The sequence below is a fragment of the Agrobacterium sp. DE0009 genome (assembly GCF_007680755.1).
Taxonomy (GTDB): domain Bacteria; phylum Pseudomonadota; class Alphaproteobacteria; order Rhizobiales; family Rhizobiaceae; genus Agrobacterium; species Agrobacterium tumefaciens_B.
Window position 1 is genome coordinate 1756260 of sequence record NZ_VEIU01000001.1, and the last position, 18852, is coordinate 1775111.

An 18852-nucleotide genomic window follows, 5' to 3' on the forward strand; every position below is an offset into this window, starting at 1 on the left:
TTTTTTACACAAGGCTAACGCGCAATGCTTAAAGAAGTTTCATTCGACGACGGGCTGGCTGCCTACAACTTCGCTTATCTCGATGAACAGACAAAGCGGATGATCCGCCGGGCGATCCTCAAGGCCATCGCCATTCCGGGTTACCAGGTTCCCTTCGCTTCCCGCGAAATGCCCATGCCCTATGGCTGGGGCACCGGCGGCGTGCAGTTGACCGCCTCCATCCTCGGCCCGGATGATGTGCTGAAAGTCATCGACCAGGGGGCGGACGACACCACGAACGCCGTCTCCATTCGAGCCTTCTTCCAGAAGGTGGCTGATGTGTCCGTAACCACCCGCACGAAGGATGCCACCATCATCCAGACGCGGCACCGTATTCCGGAGGAGGACCTGCATTCCGGTCAGGTGCTCGTATATCAGGTTCCAATCCCCGAGCCCCTTCGCTTTCTCGAGCCGCGCGAGACGGAAACCCGTGTCATGCATGCGCTGGAAGAATACGGCCTGATGCACGTCAAGCTTTACGAGGACATCGCCCGCAACGGCCGCATTTCCACTACCTATGCCTATCCCGTGAAAGTTGCCGGACGTTATGTGATGGACCCCTCGCCGACGCCGAAATTTGACAATCCGAAAATGAATATGTCGGAGGCGTTGCAGCTGTTCGGCGCCGGGCGCGAAAAGCGCATCTATGCCGTGCCTCCCTATACTAATGTCGTCAGCCTGGATTTCGAGGATCACCCGTTTGAAGTCCAGCGCTTCGACAAGCCCTGCGCACTGTGCGGCGCGGAGAATGTCTATCTCGACGAGGTGGTGCTGGATGACAAGGGCGGGCGCATGTTCGTCTGCTCCGACACCGACCATTGCGATGATCGCCGCGCCAATGGCCATAAGGGCCACCTGCTGGCGGATGTAAAGGAGGCCGCAGAATGAGCGACGCACCGCTTCTGAAAGTCCGAGACGTTTCCAAATATTACGGCGAGCGTGCCGGTTGCCGCAACGTCTCCTTCGAGCTTTATCCCGGAGAGGTGCTGGCGATCGTTGGTGAGTCCGGTTCCGGCAAGACCACGCTGCTCAACTGCATTTCCACCCGGCTGATGCCAACGGCGGGCAGCGTGGAATATCGCATGCGCGATGGCTCCATGCGTGACCTCTATCATATGGGCGAGGCCGAACGGCGTTTTCTGATGCGCACCGACTGGGGTTTCGTGCATCAGAACCCGGCGGATGGCTTGCGCATGGCGGTGTCTGCCGGCGCCAATGTCGGCGAGCGGCTTATGGCCGTGGGTAACCGGCATTACGGTAATATCAGGCAATCGGCCAGCGAATGGCTGGAGCGGGTGGAAATTGGCACCGACCGTATCGATGACCAGCCGCGCGCCTTTTCGGGCGGCATGCGCCAGCGCCTGCAGATTGCCCGTAACCTCGTCACTTCTCCGCGTCTCGTTTTCATGGATGAGCCGACCGGTGGTCTCGATGTCTCTGTACAGGCGCGCCTGCTCGATCTGGTTCGCGGCCTCGTCAACGATCTCGGCCTTGCCGTTGTCGTCGTCACGCATGACCTCGCGGTTGCGCGGCTTCTTTCCCATCGCATGATGGTGATGAAGGGCGGCGATGTCATTGAGCACGGACTGACCGACCGGGTGCTGGACGACCCCCGCGAGCCCTACACGCAATTGCTCGTTTCCTCCATTTTGCAGGTCTAGCCGCGCGATTCCGAAAAGCGGCTCCCGCTTTTCGCAGAAGATCAGCGCAGGAAGAGAAAATCCACCATGCCGACACCTCTCATCGTTTCGGAAGTCTTTAAAAGCTTCACCATGCATCTTCGCGACGGCATCGAGCTGCCTGTCGTCCGCGACGTGAATTTTTCCGTCTCTGGCGGCGAATGCGTCGTGCTCGGTGGCCCTTCTGGCATCGGCAAAAGCTCGATCCTGAAAATGCTCTATGGCAATTACGCCATCGACAGCGGGCAGATCCTTATTCGTCATCAGGGCGAGGTTGTCGATATCGGCAGCGCTTCACCCCGCACAATTCTCGATATCCGTCATCGCACCATCGGTTATGTCAGCCAGTTTTTGCGGACGGTACCCCGCGTCGCGGCGATTGACGTGGTTGCCGAACCGCTTCTGGCGCGCAAGGTTGCCGCTCAAGATGCGCGTGAGCAGGCGGCCGCACTGCTTTCGAAACTCAACCTGCCACGGGAATTGTGGTCGCTTCCGCCCGCCACCTTTTCGGGCGGCGAGCAGCAGCGCGTCAATATCGCGCGCGGTTTCATCACCGATCATGCAATCCTGCTTCTCGACGAGCCAACGGCCTCGCTCGACGCCACCAACCGGCGTGTGGTGGTGGAGATGATCAGGGAGAAGAAAGAAAAGGGTACCGCGCTGCTCGGCATTTTTCACGATGAAGAAGTGCGAGAGGCCGTGGCCGACCGCATTCTCGACGTCTCGCAATTTTCGCCCCGGAAGGCAGCAGCATGAACTCCAAACTCGGCCTCGAACCCGTCATCCACGACAATGCCCGTGTCCTCAATTCCTCGATTGGCCGCTTTACCGAAATTTCGGAGCGCTGCCGCATCGAGGAGGTCGAGATGGGCGACTATTCCTACGTCATGCAGGATGGCGCGATCTGGTGCGCCACCATCGGCAAATTCGTCAATATCGCCGCTTCCGTCCGCATCAACGCCACCAACCATCCGATGCAGCGGGCGACCCTGCACCACTTCACTTACCGCGCCCACAATTATTGGGACGACGCGGAAGACGAGTCCGACTTTTTCGCCGCCCGCCGCGCCAGACGCGTGGTGATCGGCCACGACGTATGGATCGGCCATGGCGCCACCATCCTGCCGGGTGTCAACGTCGGCAATGGCGCTGTCATCGGGGCTGGCGCCGTCGTCTCGAAGGACGTTGCGCCCTATACGATTGTCGGCGGCGTTCCCGCGAGGTTGATCCGCGACCGCTTTCCGCCTGAGGTCGGCCAGCAGATGGATGATCTGCGCTGGTGGGACTGGGACCACAAGAGGCTGCGCGACGCACTCGATGATTTCCGCAGCCTGTCAGCCGAAGATTTCATCGCAAAATATCGCGGCTGAGACATCGCCCGTCTGATATATCCCCCGGGACCTATCCGGGGGTTAGTTTTTAAGCGTTGTCGATCATTCCGAAAAGGTTGGTTCGAACTTTCGCCGGCGAAATGCAGTCGCGCTACATCAGCACCTTGTAATATTTTCTTCATCAAACTGACATTCGCACTTCACGCACCATTGTTATGTCCAACCCCGTCATAAGAAGATTGGACGGGGAAATGAGCTTTCACCTGAAGCAAGTCACGCGCCGTTTCGGCAACCATACCGCGGTCGATGCCGTGAATGTCGAAATACCGCAGGGACAGATGGTAGGCGTGATAGGACGTTCCGGAGCGGGAAAGTCGACGCTGCTGCGGATGATAAACCGGCTCATCGATCCCTCCTCCGGCTCAATTCATTTCAACGATACCGAAGTTTCGTCCTTGAAAGGTGCCGCGCTCCGCAACTGGCAGCGCGACTGCGCCATGATCTTCCAGCAGTTCAATCTCGTCCCGCGCCTCGACGTGCTTACCAATGTCATGCTCGGTCGCCTCAACCACCGTTCGACGCTGCTCAGCCTCTTCAACATCTTCACGGATGAAGAGCGGCTGATGGCGATCGCCGCACTTGAACGGCTGGGCATCGAGCATGTGGCAATGCAGGCCGCAGGTACGCTTTCCGGGGGCCAGCAACAGCGCGTGGCGATTGCCCGCGCCCTGATGCAGTCTCCGAAGATGGTCCTGGCCGATGAGCCGATCGCCTCGCTCGACCCGCTGAACGCCAAAATCGTTATGGACGCGCTGCGCGACATCAACGAGCGCGAAGGCATCACTGTCGTTACGAATCTGCACACACTGGATACGGCGCGCAACTATTGCGAACGCATCATCGGCATGTCGAAAGGCCGCGTCGTTTTTGATGGCACGCCGGCTGAGCTGACGGCTGCCGCCGTGACGGAAATCTACGGCACGGACTCACACGGCGCCGGCATCGACGAGACCATGACCTCGACCAGTATAACCATTCCCGGCGCGCAACTTGCCGCGCGTCCGGTGCAGCAATCTGCCGGCCCAGAACCGCTCGCTCTCGCCGGGCTCTGAGGAACCGCTCAGCATCGTTTGCGTCCGCGTCAAGGGCCAACATCTCACAACAACTCCGGCTCGCCGGGAAACAGGAGAAAGTCCATGTTGAAGAAATTGCTTCTCTCGGCAGTCGCCCTTGGCGTTCTGGCCGGTTCCGCCATGGCTCAGGACATCAAGGTTCTGCGCATCGGTCTCGACGGTTCCGAAAACGAGGCAGACCAGATCCGCAACGCCAAGTGCGTCGCCGATGGCCTCAAGGCTGCAACGGGCGTTTCCGAAGTTCAGGTATTCCCGTCGCCGGATTATAACGGCGTTATCCAGGGTCTTCTCGGCGGTACCATCGACATCGCCTCCATGGGCGCGTCGTCCTATGCCAAGATCGCCATCGCCGACCCGAAAGCCGTCGATCCGATCCTGACCTATACGGGCTCTGACGGCTCCAGCGGCTATTACACCATCATGGTTGCCCGCAAGGACAGCGGCATCAAAACCCTGGCGGATGCCAAGGGCAAGAAGATCGGCTTTGCCGACCCCGACTCCACATCTGGCTTCCTTATTCCAAACGTTGCCATCCCTAAGGAAACCGGCACGCCGATCAAGGAATACTTCTCCGAAACCGGCTTTGGTGGCGGCCACGAGAACCTCGTTCTCGCCGTTCTCGACAAGAAGTTCGATGTCGGAACCACCTTCGGTTCGGGCGTTGGCAAGTGGGAAGACGGCTACTCCGGTGGCAACCTTCACCAGATGGTCAAGAAGGGCAACCTCGACATGGACGATATCGTTGAAGTCTGGAAGTCACCGCTGATCCCGAACGGCCCGCTGCTCGTTGCCAACAAGATCGGCGACAGCATGAAGCAGAAGGTCGAGGACTTCTTCATGGAACTGCCGAAAAAGGACCTCGCCTGCTTCCAGGGTTTCACCCAGGGCAAAAACACCGCCTACATCAAGGTCGACCCGTCCTTCTACCAGACGATCATCGACGCCCGTAAGTCCGTTATCGGCGGCTGATTCTCAAATCATATCAGGAAGCGGCGGTGCCTGGCGGCATCGCCGCTTTTGCCAGTAAAGGAAGAGCGGCATGGCGACCACACTGCACCAGGGCACCCTCTCGCCCGAGGGATTGAGCGCATCGTCCAAAACGATCATGCGTCACTATCAGCAGCAGCTCAAGACGCGACGAATCTACACCGTCATCTCGCTCGTGATCTTTCTCGCCATCCTTGCCGCCTCCCTGAATTTTGCCAATGCGGCCAATTCAGGTAAGTTTTTCGAGCGCCTGCCCTATTTCTTCGATTTCATGAAGACCTTCGTGCCTGATAGTCCGCTGGAAGTCTTCCGGGCGATGTTTGACCTGCCGTCGCCCTATGCGGATGGTTCGCTGAAATATAATTATGTCGCCGATCGCGTTTACATCGCCGATGGTTTCTACATCCCGCATTTCATCTACCAGCTGATCATCACGCTCAATATCGCGCTGGTTTCGACGATCATTGGCACCGGCTTTGCCTTCGTGCTCTGTTTCTTCGCCTCCACCAATCTCATCGGCGCGGGGCTCGTGCGCTGGGTGGTGCGCCGGATTATGGAAGTGTTGCGGGCCTTTCCTGAAATTGTGGTCGCCGGACTATTGACCGCCATCCTGTCGATCGGCCCGATCGCGGCGATCATCGCGATTTCGGTCCACACGATCGGCGCTCTCGGAAAGCTCTTTTTCGAAGTTGTTGAGAATGCCGACATGAAACCGGATGAAGGCCTGCGCGCCGCGGGCGCCAACTGGCTCGAACGCGTGCGTTTTGCCATCGTGCCTCAGGTTCTGCCGAATTTCGTTTCCTATGCCCTACTGCGCGCCGAGATCAACGTGCGTGCCTCCACCATCATCGGCGCGGTGGGCGGCGGCGGTATCGGGGAGGTCTTCCGTCTGTCGATCGGCAACGATCATGCGGCAAAGACCTATGCCATCATCATTCTACTGTTGATTACCATCATCGCCGTCGACCAGTTCTCCAGCTGGCTGCGCCGCCGGCTGATCGGCCAACAATCCTTTGAATTCGGACGGGGAGCGGCCTGATGTCGTCGAGCTTCATTCGCAACACTGCCGAGCGCGAGAGGCTGACGGCTGCCCATCCTGCGGTATTCAACCGCAGCGCCATGCAGCGATATGGTCTGCTTATCGGCCTTATTGCCGTGACCGCCTATCTCATCGGCTGCTTTTTCTTTTTCAACGTTGGCCCGGCCTTCATGCAGGGGCGGTGGGATCGGGCTTCCAGCTATATTCAGGACTGGTACTCATGGCGTGCCCAACCGCGCCTTCGTTTCGAAGACGGGAAGGTGGAGCCGCAATGGTCGAGCCGCGGGCAATACCCGGCCGATGCCAGGATCGACTGGCTGCAGCCGCTGCCGAATGGTGGATATAGCGTTGTTTATGCGGGCTCGGACAATCGCCTCGACGTGACGCCGACGCAGGTGGATGTGTATGTCGATGGCATCGGCTATCCCATCGTCATCAATGGGGAGAAGGCCCTCGCACCTCAAAACGCACCGGATGAAATCCAGCAAGATGGCAACAAGGTGCTCGTGCATTACGGCTTCGCAGGTCAGGCCGAGATCCGCACGAGCCAGGTCTATGTGCAGCGCCGCTTCCTCGGCTGGGCGAATTTCTTCTTCGACACGCATTCCGAATTCTGGGGCAAGAGCTACGCGCAACTGGCGGCTCTCGCCCTATGGGGAGAAAGGCTCGATCCGGCCCGCTCCAATATTGGCCACATGGTGGATGATTTCCTTGATAACGGCGTCTGGCAACATGCCGACATCCTGTCCAAGCTGATGCAGACACTGGTCATGGCGTTTGTCGGCACATTGTTCGGCACGCTCGTCGCCCTGCCGCTCGCCTTCATTGCCGCCCGCAACATCACCGCCAACAAGGCCGCCAATTGGGGCATGAAGCGCCTGTTCGACTTCCTGCGATCCATCGACATGTTGATCTGGGCGCTGTTCTTCACCCGCAGTTTCGGTCCCGGACCGATCCCCGGCATTGCCGCGATCTTCTTCACCGACACCGGGGCGCTTGGCAAGGTTTATGCCGAAGCGCTGGAGAACGTGGACGACAAGCAGCGTGAGGGCGTCAAGTCGGTCGGCGCATCGCCGATGGCTGTCAATCGTTTCGGCGTGTTGCCGCAGGTTCTCCCGGTCTTCATTTCGCAGTCGCTCTATTTCTGGGAAAGCAACACCCGCTCCGCCACCATCATCGGCGCAGTGGGTGCGGGCGGCATCGGCCTCAAACTGCTGGAAGCAATGGGCACCAATGCCGACTGGGACAAGGTCGCCTATATGGTCCTGCTCATCCTCTTTGTGGTCTTCCTGTTCGACCACATCTCCAATTCGCTGCGCTCGCGCCTGATCGGCAAGGCACAGCATTAGACTTTGTAGACGAAATGACGACGGTTACGGTTGTCATTACTCCGCCGCCTCGCCTGATTTCATCATCAGTTCTACCCCGGTTTGTCCCGATAGATCACCCATGTTTCTGGAAGCCTCCTAGCATTCGAGCACTTTTTTCTTGCGGCATCATCATTCTGTCACGGAAAGCCATTACCTCGCACTCCTGACCTTGCGGGAAGCGGGCGAGTCACGCCAAATAGCTTTTCATCCCTGGTTCCCCATGACACTGAAGAGTGCTTGCCGTGCGCTATGCCATCTATTTTTCCCCGGCTAAAGATCATCCGCTGACTGAGAGAGCATCGCGCTGGCTGGGCCGCAATGCATTTTCCGGCACGTTGTATAATGACCACGCCGATTATGCCGGGATGACTGAGGAACCGCGTCGTTACGGTTTCCACGCAACGCTGAAGGCGCCTTTCGAGCTTGCGGAAAAATACAGCGAAGCGGAGTTGGTGGCGGCTCTGACAGAGTTCACTTCCGAGAAGCAGGTTTTCGACATTCCGCGTATTGTCATCGATGCACTTGGGCCATTCTTCGCTCTGGTGCCGGATCGCATTTACCAGCCGCTGCAGGACTTTGCCGCGGAGATCGTGGATCATTTCGACCGCTTCCGTGCGCCCCTGTCCGAAACCGATATTGCCCGCCGCCGGCCGCAGATGCTGACCGAAAGCCAGCGGCAAAATCTGTCGCTTTGGGGTTATCCGCATGTGATGGATGACTTTCGTTTCCACATGACGCTGACCGGACGCATCGACGAGGCCGAGCAGCCTGCCGTGCGCTACATGCTTTCTGCGCAGTTTTCCGAATTTGTCGACAAGCCGCTCACCCTTTCCGGCCTTGCCCTTTTCATTGAAGAGGAGCGCGGCGCACCATTTACCGTTCACAGCTGGCATCCGTTTGCTGAGCCACCCAAGAAAGATGCGATCCCATGACCGAGCACGCCCTTTCCAATGCCCGTATCGTTCTGGAAGACGATATTATTCTGGGCTCCGTTCTGATCCGTGACGGCAAGATTGCCGACATCAGCGAAGGCGCTTCGAAATCAGGAGAAGACCTTGAAGGGGACTTTCTGATCCCCGGTCTGGTAGAACTGCATACCGACCATCTGGAACAGCATTATTCGCCGCGTCCCGGCGTGACCTGGGACAAGATCGCTGCGATCCAGGCTCATGACGCCCAGGTCGCCGCCTCCGGCATCACCACGGTTTTCGATTGCCTGCGCCTTGGCTCGGATGAGGATGGCGGTTTCAAAAAGGGCGAAATGCGGGAGATGGCTGACGCCATCGAGGCGGCGGCGGACCAGAATCGCCTGCGCTCCGACCACCTTCTGCATCTGCGCTGTGAGGTGGCGTCCGCCGATGTGCTGGAACATTTTGAAGACTTCGAGACCGATCCGCGCGTGCGGCTGATTTCGATGATGGACCACTCACCGGGCCAGCGCCAATTTCAGTCCATGGATCAATACATCTTCTATTATCAGAAGAAGCGCGGTTTGAGCGATGAGGCCTTTGCCGAATTTGTGCAGCGCCGGCAGGCAGCCTCGGCCGAATATTCCGCCAAGCATCGTGATTATCTCGCCGCCCGCTGCGCTGAGCGTGGCATTACCGTTGCGAGCCACGATGACGCCACCGAGGCGCATGTGGGCGAGGCGATCGGCCATGGGGTGAAGCTGGCGGAGTTCCCGACCAGCGTCGAAGCGGCCAAGGCATCGCACAGCGCGGGCATGAGCGTGCTCATGGGTGCACCCAATATCGTTCGCGGCAAGTCGCATTCCGGCAATATCGCCGCCCGTGACCTCGCCGAAATCGGGGTGCTGGATGTGTTGTCATCCGACTATGTGCCTTTCAGCCTGCTGTTCGCACCCTTCCTGCTTGCCGATCAGGTGGAGGGAATCAGCCTGCCGGAGGCACTGCGTATGGTCACGGCCACGCCGGCGCGCACGGTCGGCCTTCTTGACCGCGGTCGCATCGCGCCGGGATTGCGGGCCGATCTGGTGCGAGTGCACCGCGAAGAGGGCGTTCCGGTCGCCCGTTCCGTCTGGCGTCAAGGCAAGCGCGTGGCATGAGCATTGATGGGGATGATAGCCGGCGCGCGCAATCGCCCGGCACGATGGTCGTTGTTGTCGGCCCGAGCGGCGCCGGCAAGGACACGCTGATGGACTATGCCTCGGTCCAGCTTGCCGGCCGACCCGGCTTTCATTTTACCCGTCGCGTCATTACCCGCAGCTGCGATGCGGGTGGTGAAAACCACGACGCCGTTTCCATGCAGGAGTTCAACCGTCTGGAAGATGCGGGTGCCTTTGCCGTTTCCTGGGAAGCACACGGGCTTAAATACGGCATTCCTTCTACCGTCCACCGTCATCTTGAGGCGGGCGACGTGGTGATCGCCAATGGCTCACGATCTGCCCTGCCCCATTTCGGCACCGCCTTTGTCCGTCTTAAAGTCCTAAACATCGTTGCGCGGCCCGATGTGCTGGCGATGCGACTGGAGCAACGCGGGCGCGAGAGCCGGGACGATATTCTGCGACGGCTGGAACGCAGTTCGCTCACCGTCGCCGGCGATTTCGACGTCACGACTGTCGACAATAGTGGCGCGATCGAAGAAGCCGGGCGGGCGATCATGCAGGTTCTTGAGCAAAGCTGCACCTACCGGCACGCCTGAAACGAGGCGCCACGCTTCTCGACAAACCCCTTTCCCATGCTTACCATCGTACGACAACTAAGAAAATGGTACGCCAAGGCGAGGGATGCCTGACAAAAGGATCAGCGACGAGATTACCGTGGTGGCTGGCCTTGCCGCCGGCGTCAGCAATTATGCCCGCTCACGCGGGATCGATATCACTCCGATCTGCACGGCTCTGGACATTGACCCTGCTACATTCAGCAGCCTGACGGAACGCATCAGCCTCGACAGATTTTGTCGGCTGCTCGAAACCTGCGCCCTGATCGCCGGCGACGACACCTTCGGTCTTCAATGCGCGGCCACCTTTACAGCCGGTGCATCCGGCGCCTTCGGCTACGGCCTGATGAGTGCGCCGACCGTGCGGGCCTTCCTGCGCTTTCTTCAGGACCATGTGTATTACGCGACCAACAACAGTAACTTCACGATGGTGACAGATGCGAAGCAGGCGACCCTGTCCTGGACATTCGCGCCAGTTATCGCCAAACGCGAGCAATACGTGGATTTTGTCCTCGGCATCCTGATGCAGCGCCTGCGTGATATCCTCGGCGACCGCACCAACCAGGTCGATATCGGCCTGGAGCGGCCAAAACCGAGTAACCTTCAGCTTTTTAAAGAGAGGATGAGCACGCGCGTCAGTTTCTCCCAACCCATTCACACCATGCGCTTTCCAGCGCCGTTGCTGGATGCGGTCAATCCGAATGCCGATGCGAGGCTGTTCGAGTTGATGAACCTTCAATGCCGCATGTTACGCCCGGAGACATCTTCAGACGCGACCCAGTTCATCGACCAGGTGAAGCGTTACATGCAGATGCGGCTGTCGGATGCCGAGTTGTCGCTTGGTGAGATTGCGCCCTACTTCAATCTGTCGGAACGAAGTTTCCAGCGGCGGCTCGCCGAACTCGGCACCAATCTCAACGAAATAAAGGACGCGATCCGCAAGAACGCCGGTTTCAAACTGCTGGTGGAAAGCGATCTTCCAGTCTCCGATATCGGCTACCGGCTCGGCTATTCCACGCCCGGCGCTTTTTCGCGCTCCGTTTCCCGCTGGTTCGGAGCCACGCCAACCGATATTCGAAGGAAACATACACGTCTATCCAACGTATAGCGCGGCTTGAAGTCTGAAATTTGGTGATGGCGCGCTGGTCGCCAACACGCAGCAATTTCCGGTTTATTCGCCTGCCGGGTTACCCCTGATGCAACCGTCACAGCTTCTGAATTTCGGCGAGAATATCGCTTTCGATGACGATACCCTCCTCAAGCGCCCGTTTGCGGATCCCCTGGCTGCGGCGACCGGGTAATCGCACATTCTCCTGTTTCTCGATCTCGCCAGCGATGAAAGACAGCCTTTCGGTGAAGGCTGCACCCCCCGTCGACACTGGATCAATGGCAATGATCGTCTGACCAATAGACGGTGGCGACCCCTTGTCATCGAGCAAGGATGATGCCTCGAATGCGAAGTTTGAACCCGTGACCGCTGCAGCCAGGATTTCGACCATGAGCGCCAGCGCAGCTCCCTTGGCCTCGCCAGCCGGCACCATGGTGCCTTCGATAGCTTCTTCCGGATCTGTCGTGGGGCGACCGTTCCTGTCGAGCGCCCAGTCACCCGGAATGGTTTCGCCTTTCTGGCGGGCGGCCATGATTTTGCCGCGCGCGACCTTGGAGAGGGCAAGATCGATCACGAGTGGATCGGCACCGCCGACGGGAGCGCCGAAGGCAATCGGGTTTGTGCCATAAAGCGGGCGGCTGCCGCCCCAGGGCGCCATGGAAGCGGGGGCATTGGCAAACATCAGCGCCACGAACCCCATCTCGGCAAAACGCTCCACCGTCAGCGCCATGACACCCGCGTGGTGAGACCGGTGGATGGCGGCAAGGGCAATGCCCTGCTCACGGGCCATATCAGGCAAGGCCTCAATGGCACAGTCAATTGCCGGATAGGCATATCCGAGATTGGCGTCGATGGACAGCACGCCTGGCTTCAGCCGTGTCACCGCGGGACGTGCCCTGCCATCCACCTTGCCAACCAGCGCCTGCCGAACGTAAACGGGAATGCGGCGAAAGCCGTGACCACTTTGTCCCGCGGCTTCAGATGCGACGAGCGCCCTTGCCACGGAACGCGCGTTTTGCGGCAGAACACCGTTGCGCTCAAAGATAGAAGATACGAGATCCTCTGCCTCTGCGATTGAGAATTTCATTCCGGAATGCCTCTGCTTGTGATGTCGACGACACCTACACCATAGGAAGCATCCGCGAAATATTATTTGCTCATAAACGCGGATGCATCGCCTAACGGATACTGATCGGCAGCGTTATCGTCTTGTTTGCATCCGGCGGCGGTGCGGGAACAGGTGACGCGCTCTCAATCCAGGCTGCGATCTGTTGATCGATCGACGCATCCCCTGTTGACTTGATAAGGCTAACGCCGCTGATGGCACCCGCATCGTTGACCCTGAACCGAACAGTCGCGGTCAAGGCATCACTGCGCAGCGACCGTGGCTTGCGGCGCTGAATGTGCGAACGAACCTTCGACCCCCATTTCGCCGGCGAAGCGGATGACGACGAGAAAAAGCCACCACTGCTGCGCGATGCGGCCGTCCTGTCGGACTGCTGGACTTCGGCTTTGGCAGCTTCGCGTAGTTCCGATGCCTGCTGCGGTTTGGGGCGCTGGCGTTCGACCTTCTTTTTCTCTTCCGGCTCTTTCTTTTCCACCTTTTTCTCGGTGGGTGGTGGCGGAGGGCGCATGACGGGCAAGGGAACCTCGACATTCTCGAGTTCCGCCATCATCTGTTCCTGTACGGGATCGATCTGCTCCACCGGCTCGGGAATTTCCTGCGGCTCGACGATTTCCTCGACCGGTGGCTCGGGTGGCTGGACCGGCTCGGGCGGCGGCGTTTCCGCAACCGGTTCCGGTGGCGGCGGCTCCTCCGGCATGGGCTCCTCGACGGGCTCGCTGGTGTCGCTTTTCACCTGTTCGGAATCTTCGACATCCTGCGCCTGCGTGGTCTCTTCCGTTTTGACGGCCTCGGGTATCGCCGCCATTTCGATCATGATCGCCGCGGGCGGCTGGCCGCCGGCCTCTGGCTCCTCAGGCGCCTGCATCAGATAATAGGCAAAACCGGCATGAACACTCAGCATCAGCAGCGCCGCGGCAGACCACAGCGCCACTTCCCCAAGACGGGAATGCCGAGGCTGCAGAGAGCCGTTTTCACTCATGGCGCGGTTCCCGGTGCTGGGGAGGCAGCGGGTGCAGCAGCGCCGACGGGCTGCACGGCTGCGGCAGCATTTTCAAGCCCGACGAGTGCGATCTTCAGATATCCAGCGTCGCGCAACAGGTTCATGATCTCCATGAAATGACCGTAATCGACGGCCTTGTCTGCGCGCAGAAAAATACGTGTGTCCTTGTTGCCGCCCGTCTGCCGGTCTATTGCAGCCGCCAGCGCTTCACGTGCTACCGCATCGTTTCCAAGATTGAGCGACAGATCGTCCTTGACCGTCAGATAAAGCGGTTCTTCCGGCCGTTCGGCCGGTTTGGCCGTGGAGGCTGGCAGATCGACATTGACATCCACCGTGGCAAGCGGCGCAGCCACCATGAAGATGATGAGCAGAACCAGCATCACGTCGATGAAGGGCGTGACATTGATTTCGTGGTTTTCGGAGAGATCGTCTCCGCTATTTTCGCGAATGCCGCCAGCCATGATCGATCACCGTCCAACCAGCGAGACGGCGGGCCTGCTTGTGCTGCCCGGCGGAATGCGACGGAAATCTAGATCGCGGCTGACGAGGCGTTCGACGCCGGCTGCAGCATCCGCTAGCAAATGGCGGTATCCAGTAATGGAACGGGCGAAGACGTTGTAGATCACGACCGCCGGAATTGCGGCGACAAGACCGATGGCGGTTGCGAGAAGCGCTTCCGCAATGCCGGGCGCGACAACGGCAAGATTGGTGGTCTGCGATTCCGAAATGCTGATGAAGGAATTCATGATGCCCCAGACGGTGCCGAACAGGCCAACGAAGGGAGCGGTGGAGCCTATGGTCGCCAGAACGCCGGTCCCGCGGGACATGCGGCGGCCGGCATGGGTTTCGATCCGCGACAGGGCCGACGACACCCGCTCCTTGATGCCGCCGCCATCCGTATGTTCGACAACCGCGTCAGAAAGCTGCATTTCATGGGTGGCCATGCGCAGCATCAGCGCTGCCGGTCCGCCCTTCTTTTCCACGGCCTCGGTCGCTTCACTCAGCGTTTTGGCCTTGCGAATGACCTTGAGTGTCGCGCCTGCACGCACGCGTGCACCCGCAAGCTCGATCGACTTGGCAACCCAGACCGTCCAGGTGACCAGCGATGCGAAAGCAAGACCGATCATGACGCCCTTAACGACCCAGTCGGCGGCCATGAACATGCCCCACGGAGACAAATTGTGCGGGATGTCCGCACGATGTTCGGCGCTCGCGGGCGCCGGGCTGACAGGCTCGATGGGCGTTGTGGCCTCGTTCGGCACTGGTGCCTCAGAGGCCTGACCAGGCTGTTCTGTCTGAGCCGGCGGCGTGGCTGCCGCTGGTTGAGCCTGTACCGGCTCAATTGACGAAGGCTGGGACGGTGTGCTCGCGGCGGGCTGCTCAGGTGCAGTTGCGGAAGGCTGGCCGGGCGCGGGCGGCGGGGCGGCCGGCGTCACGGGGTCCGTCTGCTGTGCCGGCTGAACTGTTTGCGTTTCCGAAGCCGTCTGAGCAAAAACCGTGACCGTGCTCAAACCGGCCACGACGATGACAGCCACGCCAAGGGCAAAGCGCCTTGCAGTATTTGCCCTATTGAAAAGTGCTAAAGAGGTTGAGGTCTCGGCTGGCATGATTTTATCCCGGATTTCCGTCGATGAACTCATCCGCTAAATGACCGGTTCGTGAAAACCGGGGTCATGAACGGATGCCGTCGTGAAAGCTTGACGTTCCGTAAATAACCTGAGTTCTTTTGACAACTATTATATTGTCAAAAGGCGACTCGTAAACTCCTCTTTGTCAAAAAATGAACTGCGCGTGCCTCAGCTTTTTTGTGAGGGCGAAAACTGCGCAACGAGTGCATGGCGGTCTCCGGGATAGATAACCCGGACACGGGTGATGTGATCCGGGCCGTGCCAGGTGCGCCGGTCGACAACAAGACAGGCGGTACCAAAAGCAATGCCCAGTGCTGTCGCGATTTTCCGGTCGGCGGAGACGGCACTGATGCGATGTTCGGCAGCACTCCAAGGAACCATCTTCAGCAGCCACGTACCGGGCCCGACCTCAGAAAAATCCGCAAACGCCGCATCGGGAACAGCAGTGACATTGATGATGCGATGTTCGACGCAGAAGGGGACGCCGCCGGCAAAATGCGTGCAGGTGAGGTCGAGAACAGGGGCGTCGGCGGCAAGCTCCATGGCGGCGCCATCTTTCTCCCCCACCGAACGCTTGTCTCTCCTGTCGAGACGATAGCTGTAAGCAAGGCCCAGCGACTGGACTTCCCGTTCAATGTCGTGGATGTCCAGCACGGCGGATTGCGCGTGCGGCTGACGAACGAAAGTGCCAAGCCGCCGGCGTCTTTCTATCAGGCCGCGCCGAACCAGTTCGCCGAGAGCCTTGTTCACCGTCATGCGCGAGCAGGCATATTGCCGGGTCATTTCGTGCTCGAAAGGAATACGATATCCCGGCGGCCACTCACCCGACATGATCTGTCGCTCGACATCATTGCGGATGCGCTCGTGCAATGATTTCTCCTGAAGATCGACGCCTGAATTCCTCATCCCGATACGTCACCCCTTCTTCCGGATCAGTTAGCCATGGGCGGCGGCGGCGATCGCCTCGCTGCGGATTTCCTCCGTGAGCTTTGCCCGCAGTTCGGAAAATTCCGGACTGGCCTTGACGGTATAATGACGGGGATGCGGCAGATCGACCGGCGTAATCGACTTGACGCGGCCGGGCCTTGCGGACATGGTCACGACACGCGACGCCATGAAGACCGCCTCTTCGATATCATGAGTGACGAATATGACCGTCTTCTGCTCGCGCTCCCAGATGCCGAGCAGCAATTCCTGCATCAGCCCGCGCGTCTGGTTGTCGAGAGCCCCGAATGGCTCGTCAAGCAGCAGGATTTTTGGGCCGTTCGCGAGCGCTCGGGCAATGGCCGTTCTCTGCTGCATGCCGCCGGACAATTGCTTTGGCCAATGGTTTTCGAAGCCGCGCAGGCCGACCTTGTCGATGTAGCTGTCGACGATCTCCCATTTTTCCTTCTCGGCGACGCCGCGTTCGCGCAAGCCAAAAGCAACATTTTCGCGGATCGTCAGCCAGGGGAACAGGGTATAGGACTGGAACACCATCCCGCGATCCGCTCCGGGGCCCGTCACAGGCCTTCCGGACAACACCACCTCGCCCGTCGTCGGACGGTCGAGACCGGCGATGATGCGCAGCAAGGTTGATTTTCCGCATCCCGACGGGCCGAGAATGGTGACGAAATCATTGCGCGGGATTTCCAGACTGGTCGGCTGCAAGGCCAATGTCGGCTGCCCGCCCTGTACGCCTGGAAACGTGCGGCTGACGCCCTTGATAACGAGTTCGCTCATCAGGCAAGCCTCCACGCAAAAAGCTTCCGGTTCAGCGATTTGAACGCGAAATCCGAGATAAGGCCGATGACGCCGATAACGATGATGCCGAAGATGATCTGGCCTGTCGCCATCAACGCCTGGCTGTTGATGATCATGTAGCCGATACCCGAGGAAGCGCCGATGAGTTCCGCAACGATGACGTAGGTCCAGGCCCAGCCGAGGACGAGGCGGAGAATTTCGGCGATGTCTGGCGCATTGGCAGGAATGAGAACACGGCGCACCACGCCCCGGTCCTTCGCACCCAGCGTATAGGCGGCCTCCACCAGATCGCGGCGCGTGCCGGCAACCGCCACGGCGACCATCAGGATGATCTGGAACACCGCACCAATGAAGATGACAAGCAGCTTCTGCATCTCGCCGATACCGGCCCAGAGAATGAGCAGCGGAACGAAGGCTGAAGCCGGCAGATAGCGCGCGAAGGAGACAAACGGCTCAAGCAGCGCTTCGACGGGCTTATATGCTCCCATCGCAATGCCGAGCGGGACGGCCACGAGCGAGGCCAAAACGAAGCCACCGACGACGCGCCAGATCGTCATGCCAATATCGCTGGCAAAACCCTGATCGGTCAGAAGATAGATGCCATCCTTCAGCATGGTGATAGGGTCGGCCAGAAAGGTCGGCGACACGAAACCGCCAAGCGTGGCAAAGCCCCAGGCGGCAAAAAACAGAACGAAAAACAGAACGCCAAGACTAATTCTCGTGCTGTTGCGGATGGGTTGAAGAGGTTGCATCTGAGACCTTAACCATAAAGTCGGCGCGGCACTCTTGCCGCGCCATCAGGGCGCCGAACGTGTTTCATCACGCAACCGACGCTCTCACTTGCTTTCCGCCGCGGCATCCCCGCGGGAATGTCAGCGGCCTGTTCGATTACTTGATGAAAGAGGTGTCCGCGAGGGTCGAAAGATCGGGCTTCGACTTTATCACGCCAATTTCCAGCAGCAGGTCGGCCGCCTTTTCGGAAAATGTTTTGAATTCACCGTCAAAGAATTTCTGGTTGGCAGCCTTGTCCTGCCATTCAAGGAATTTTGCAGAGGCGGCGAAGGCTTCACCTGCCTGCTTTACGTCCGCCCCCATTGTCGCATAGGACTTTTCCGGGTCGGCCTTGATCAGTTCCAGTGCCTGAAAATAGCTGTCTGCGAGGGCCTTGGCCGCCTGCGGATTGGCCTTCAGGAAATCCGGGGTGCAACCGAACGTATCCATGACAGCGGGGTAATCCAGCGTTGTCGCAAGGATCTTGCCCTTGTCGGGCGCGGCACGAACGGTGGAAAGATACGGTTCATAGGTCATGGCCGCATCGTTCTGGCCAGCGACGAAGGCCTGCGCAGCCGGGCCTGGCTCAAGGTTGACAACCTTCACATCCTTCAGCGTCAGGCCGTTCTCCTTGAGGATCCATGCGAGGAAGAAATAGGGTGATGTGCCCGGCGCGGAGGCGGCAATCGTCTTGCCCTTGAGGTCGGCGACCTTGGAGACGTCGCTGCGAACCGCGATACCGTCAGCACCGTGAGACTTGTCCATCTGGAAAATCTGGGTGGATTTCACGCCATTGGCATTCCACGCGATCCAGGTTTCCACCGTGGTGGCCGCGCACTGAATGTCGCCGGACGCGAGAGCAAGGTGACGGCTGGCCTGCGGAATCTTCTTGATCTCGACTTTGAGGCCGTTCTTTTCAAAAATGCCCGCCTGCTTGGCAAGCGTCAGCGGTGCAAACCCTGTCCAGCCGGACATTCCGATGGTCACTGCGGTTTCAGCGTAAGCGGAAGCGGATGAGGCAAGTGCGGCAATAGTGGCGAGAACCCACGTTTTCTTCATGATCTGAACCCCTTTGACTTATTTTTGTGCGATGTTGTGTTTCGCTTTATTTGAGGCATGGTAGGCAGTGATTCCCCATTTGTCTAGACAAAATGGCTGCTGGTGAGCGCTCTCAGAACGATTGCAAACTTGCCGCCTGCCATTCTAGAAATAAGAGCCC

20 protein-coding genes are annotated in these 18852 nt (G+C 59.2%); 12 read left to right on the top strand and 8 right to left on the bottom strand.

What is annotated here, in order from left to right; translation table 11 throughout:
* The first annotated feature begins 24 nt into the window (after positions 1 to 24).
* The 12 genes from FS804_RS08885 to FS804_RS08940 all read left to right on the top strand — a co-directional run bounded on the left by FS804_RS08885 (position 25) and on the right by FS804_RS08940 (position 11365).
* Positions 25 to 927 carry an alpha-D-ribose 1-methylphosphonate 5-phosphate C-P-lyase PhnJ gene (locus tag FS804_RS08885; RefSeq protein ID WP_144576204.1) on the top strand — a complete coding sequence of 301 codons (903 nt, stop codon included), beginning with the start codon at positions 25 to 27 and terminating at the stop codon, positions 925 to 927.
* Positions 924 to 1700: a phosphonate C-P lyase system protein PhnK gene (gene phnK / locus FS804_RS08890; protein ID WP_144576205.1), complete on the top strand. Its 777-nt coding sequence runs from the start codon at positions 924 to 926 to the stop codon at positions 1698 to 1700. Before FS804_RS08885 ends, phnK begins: the two co-directional genes overlap by 4 nt.
* 66 nt (positions 1701 to 1766) lie before the next feature.
* A complete protein-coding gene (gene phnL / locus FS804_RS08895) occupies positions 1767 to 2474 on the top strand; it encodes a phosphonate C-P lyase system protein PhnL (RefSeq protein ID WP_144576206.1) in 708 nt (235 codons plus the stop codon).
* Entirely contained in the window at positions 2471 to 3088 is a 618-nt protein-coding gene (locus FS804_RS08900; RefSeq protein ID WP_144576207.1) for a DapH/DapD/GlmU-related protein, read from the top strand. The genes phnL and FS804_RS08900 overlap by 4 nt, the downstream gene beginning before the upstream one ends.
* Before the next feature lie 212 nt (positions 3089 to 3300).
* A complete protein-coding gene (gene phnC, locus FS804_RS08905; RefSeq protein ID WP_063949399.1) occupies positions 3301 to 4161 on the top strand; it encodes a phosphonate ABC transporter ATP-binding protein in 861 nt (286 codons plus the stop codon).
* A gap of 84 nt (positions 4162 to 4245) precedes the next feature.
* Complete coding sequence (gene phnD, locus FS804_RS08910; RefSeq protein ID WP_063949398.1) at positions 4246 to 5151, top strand: phosphonate ABC transporter substrate-binding protein; 906 nt, start codon at positions 4246 to 4248, stop codon at positions 5149 to 5151.
* A 70-nt stretch (positions 5152 to 5221) separates the two neighbouring features.
* Positions 5222 to 6208 (top strand): phosphonate ABC transporter, permease protein PhnE, encoded by a 987-nt coding sequence (gene phnE / locus FS804_RS08915; RefSeq protein WP_144576208.1) that lies wholly within the window; start codon positions 5222 to 5224, stop codon positions 6206 to 6208.
* Positions 6208 to 7557, top strand: a complete 1350-nt coding sequence (gene phnE, locus FS804_RS08920; protein ID WP_144576209.1) for a phosphonate ABC transporter, permease protein PhnE — start codon at positions 6208 to 6210, stop codon at positions 7555 to 7557. The genes phnE (FS804_RS08915) and phnE (FS804_RS08920) overlap by 1 nt, the downstream gene beginning before the upstream one ends.
* A gap of 254 nt (positions 7558 to 7811) precedes the next feature.
* Positions 7812 to 8510: a DUF1045 domain-containing protein gene (locus FS804_RS08925; RefSeq protein ID WP_186376713.1), complete on the top strand. Its 699-nt coding sequence runs from the start codon at positions 7812 to 7814 to the stop codon at positions 8508 to 8510.
* Positions 8507 to 9643, top strand: coding sequence for an alpha-D-ribose 1-methylphosphonate 5-triphosphate diphosphatase (locus FS804_RS08930; RefSeq protein ID WP_144576211.1), 1137 nt, complete (start codon positions 8507 to 8509; stop codon positions 9641 to 9643). The genes FS804_RS08925 and FS804_RS08930 overlap by 4 nt, the downstream gene beginning before the upstream one ends.
* Positions 9640 to 10239, top strand: coding sequence for a phosphonate metabolism protein/1,5-bisphosphokinase (PRPP-forming) PhnN (gene phnN / locus FS804_RS08935; protein ID WP_186376714.1), 600 nt, complete (start codon positions 9640 to 9642; stop codon positions 10237 to 10239). Before FS804_RS08930 ends, phnN begins: the two co-directional genes overlap by 4 nt.
* Positions 10240 to 10324: 85 nt before the next feature.
* Entirely contained in the window at positions 10325 to 11365 is a 1041-nt protein-coding gene (locus FS804_RS08940; protein WP_144576212.1) for an AraC family transcriptional regulator, read from the top strand.
* A 97-nt stretch (positions 11366 to 11462) separates the two neighbouring features.
* Here FS804_RS08940 and FS804_RS08945 read toward each other — a convergent pair whose 3' ends face one another.
* The 8 genes from FS804_RS08945 to FS804_RS08980 all read right to left on the bottom strand — a co-directional run bounded on the left by FS804_RS08945 (position 11463) and on the right by FS804_RS08980 (position 18692).
* Positions 11463 to 12452 (bottom strand): Ldh family oxidoreductase, encoded by a 990-nt coding sequence (locus FS804_RS08945; RefSeq protein ID WP_144576213.1) that lies wholly within the window; start codon positions 12450 to 12452, stop codon positions 11463 to 11465.
* Positions 12453 to 12543: 91 nt separating this feature from the next.
* Entirely contained in the window at positions 12544 to 13470 is a 927-nt protein-coding gene (locus tag FS804_RS08950) for a TonB family protein (RefSeq protein ID WP_144576214.1), read from the bottom strand.
* Positions 13467 to 13952, bottom strand: a complete 486-nt coding sequence (gene exbD, locus FS804_RS08955; RefSeq protein ID WP_144576215.1) for a TonB system transport protein ExbD — start codon at positions 13950 to 13952, stop codon at positions 13467 to 13469. Before exbD ends, FS804_RS08950 begins: the two co-directional genes overlap by 4 nt.
* A 6-nt stretch (positions 13953 to 13958) precedes the next feature.
* Positions 13959 to 15098: a tonB-system energizer ExbB gene (gene exbB, locus FS804_RS08960; RefSeq protein WP_186376715.1), complete on the bottom strand. Its 1140-nt coding sequence runs from the start codon at positions 15096 to 15098 to the stop codon at positions 13959 to 13961.
* Positions 15099 to 15287: 189 nt separating this feature from the next.
* Positions 15288 to 16025: a histidine utilization repressor gene (hutC, locus tag FS804_RS08965; protein WP_144576216.1), complete on the bottom strand. Its 738-nt coding sequence runs from the start codon at positions 16023 to 16025 to the stop codon at positions 15288 to 15290.
* 30 nt (positions 16026 to 16055) lie between these two features.
* Entirely contained in the window at positions 16056 to 16841 is a 786-nt protein-coding gene (locus FS804_RS08970) for an ABC transporter ATP-binding protein (protein WP_144576217.1), read from the bottom strand.
* A complete protein-coding gene (locus FS804_RS08975; protein WP_144576218.1) occupies positions 16841 to 17614 on the bottom strand; it encodes an ABC transporter permease in 774 nt (257 codons plus the stop codon). The genes FS804_RS08970 and FS804_RS08975 overlap by 1 nt, the downstream gene beginning before the upstream one ends.
* A gap of 136 nt (positions 17615 to 17750) precedes the next feature.
* A complete protein-coding gene (locus FS804_RS08980; RefSeq protein WP_063949385.1) occupies positions 17751 to 18692 on the bottom strand; it encodes an ABC transporter substrate-binding protein in 942 nt (313 codons plus the stop codon).
* Positions 18693 to 18852: the final 160 nt, after the last annotated feature.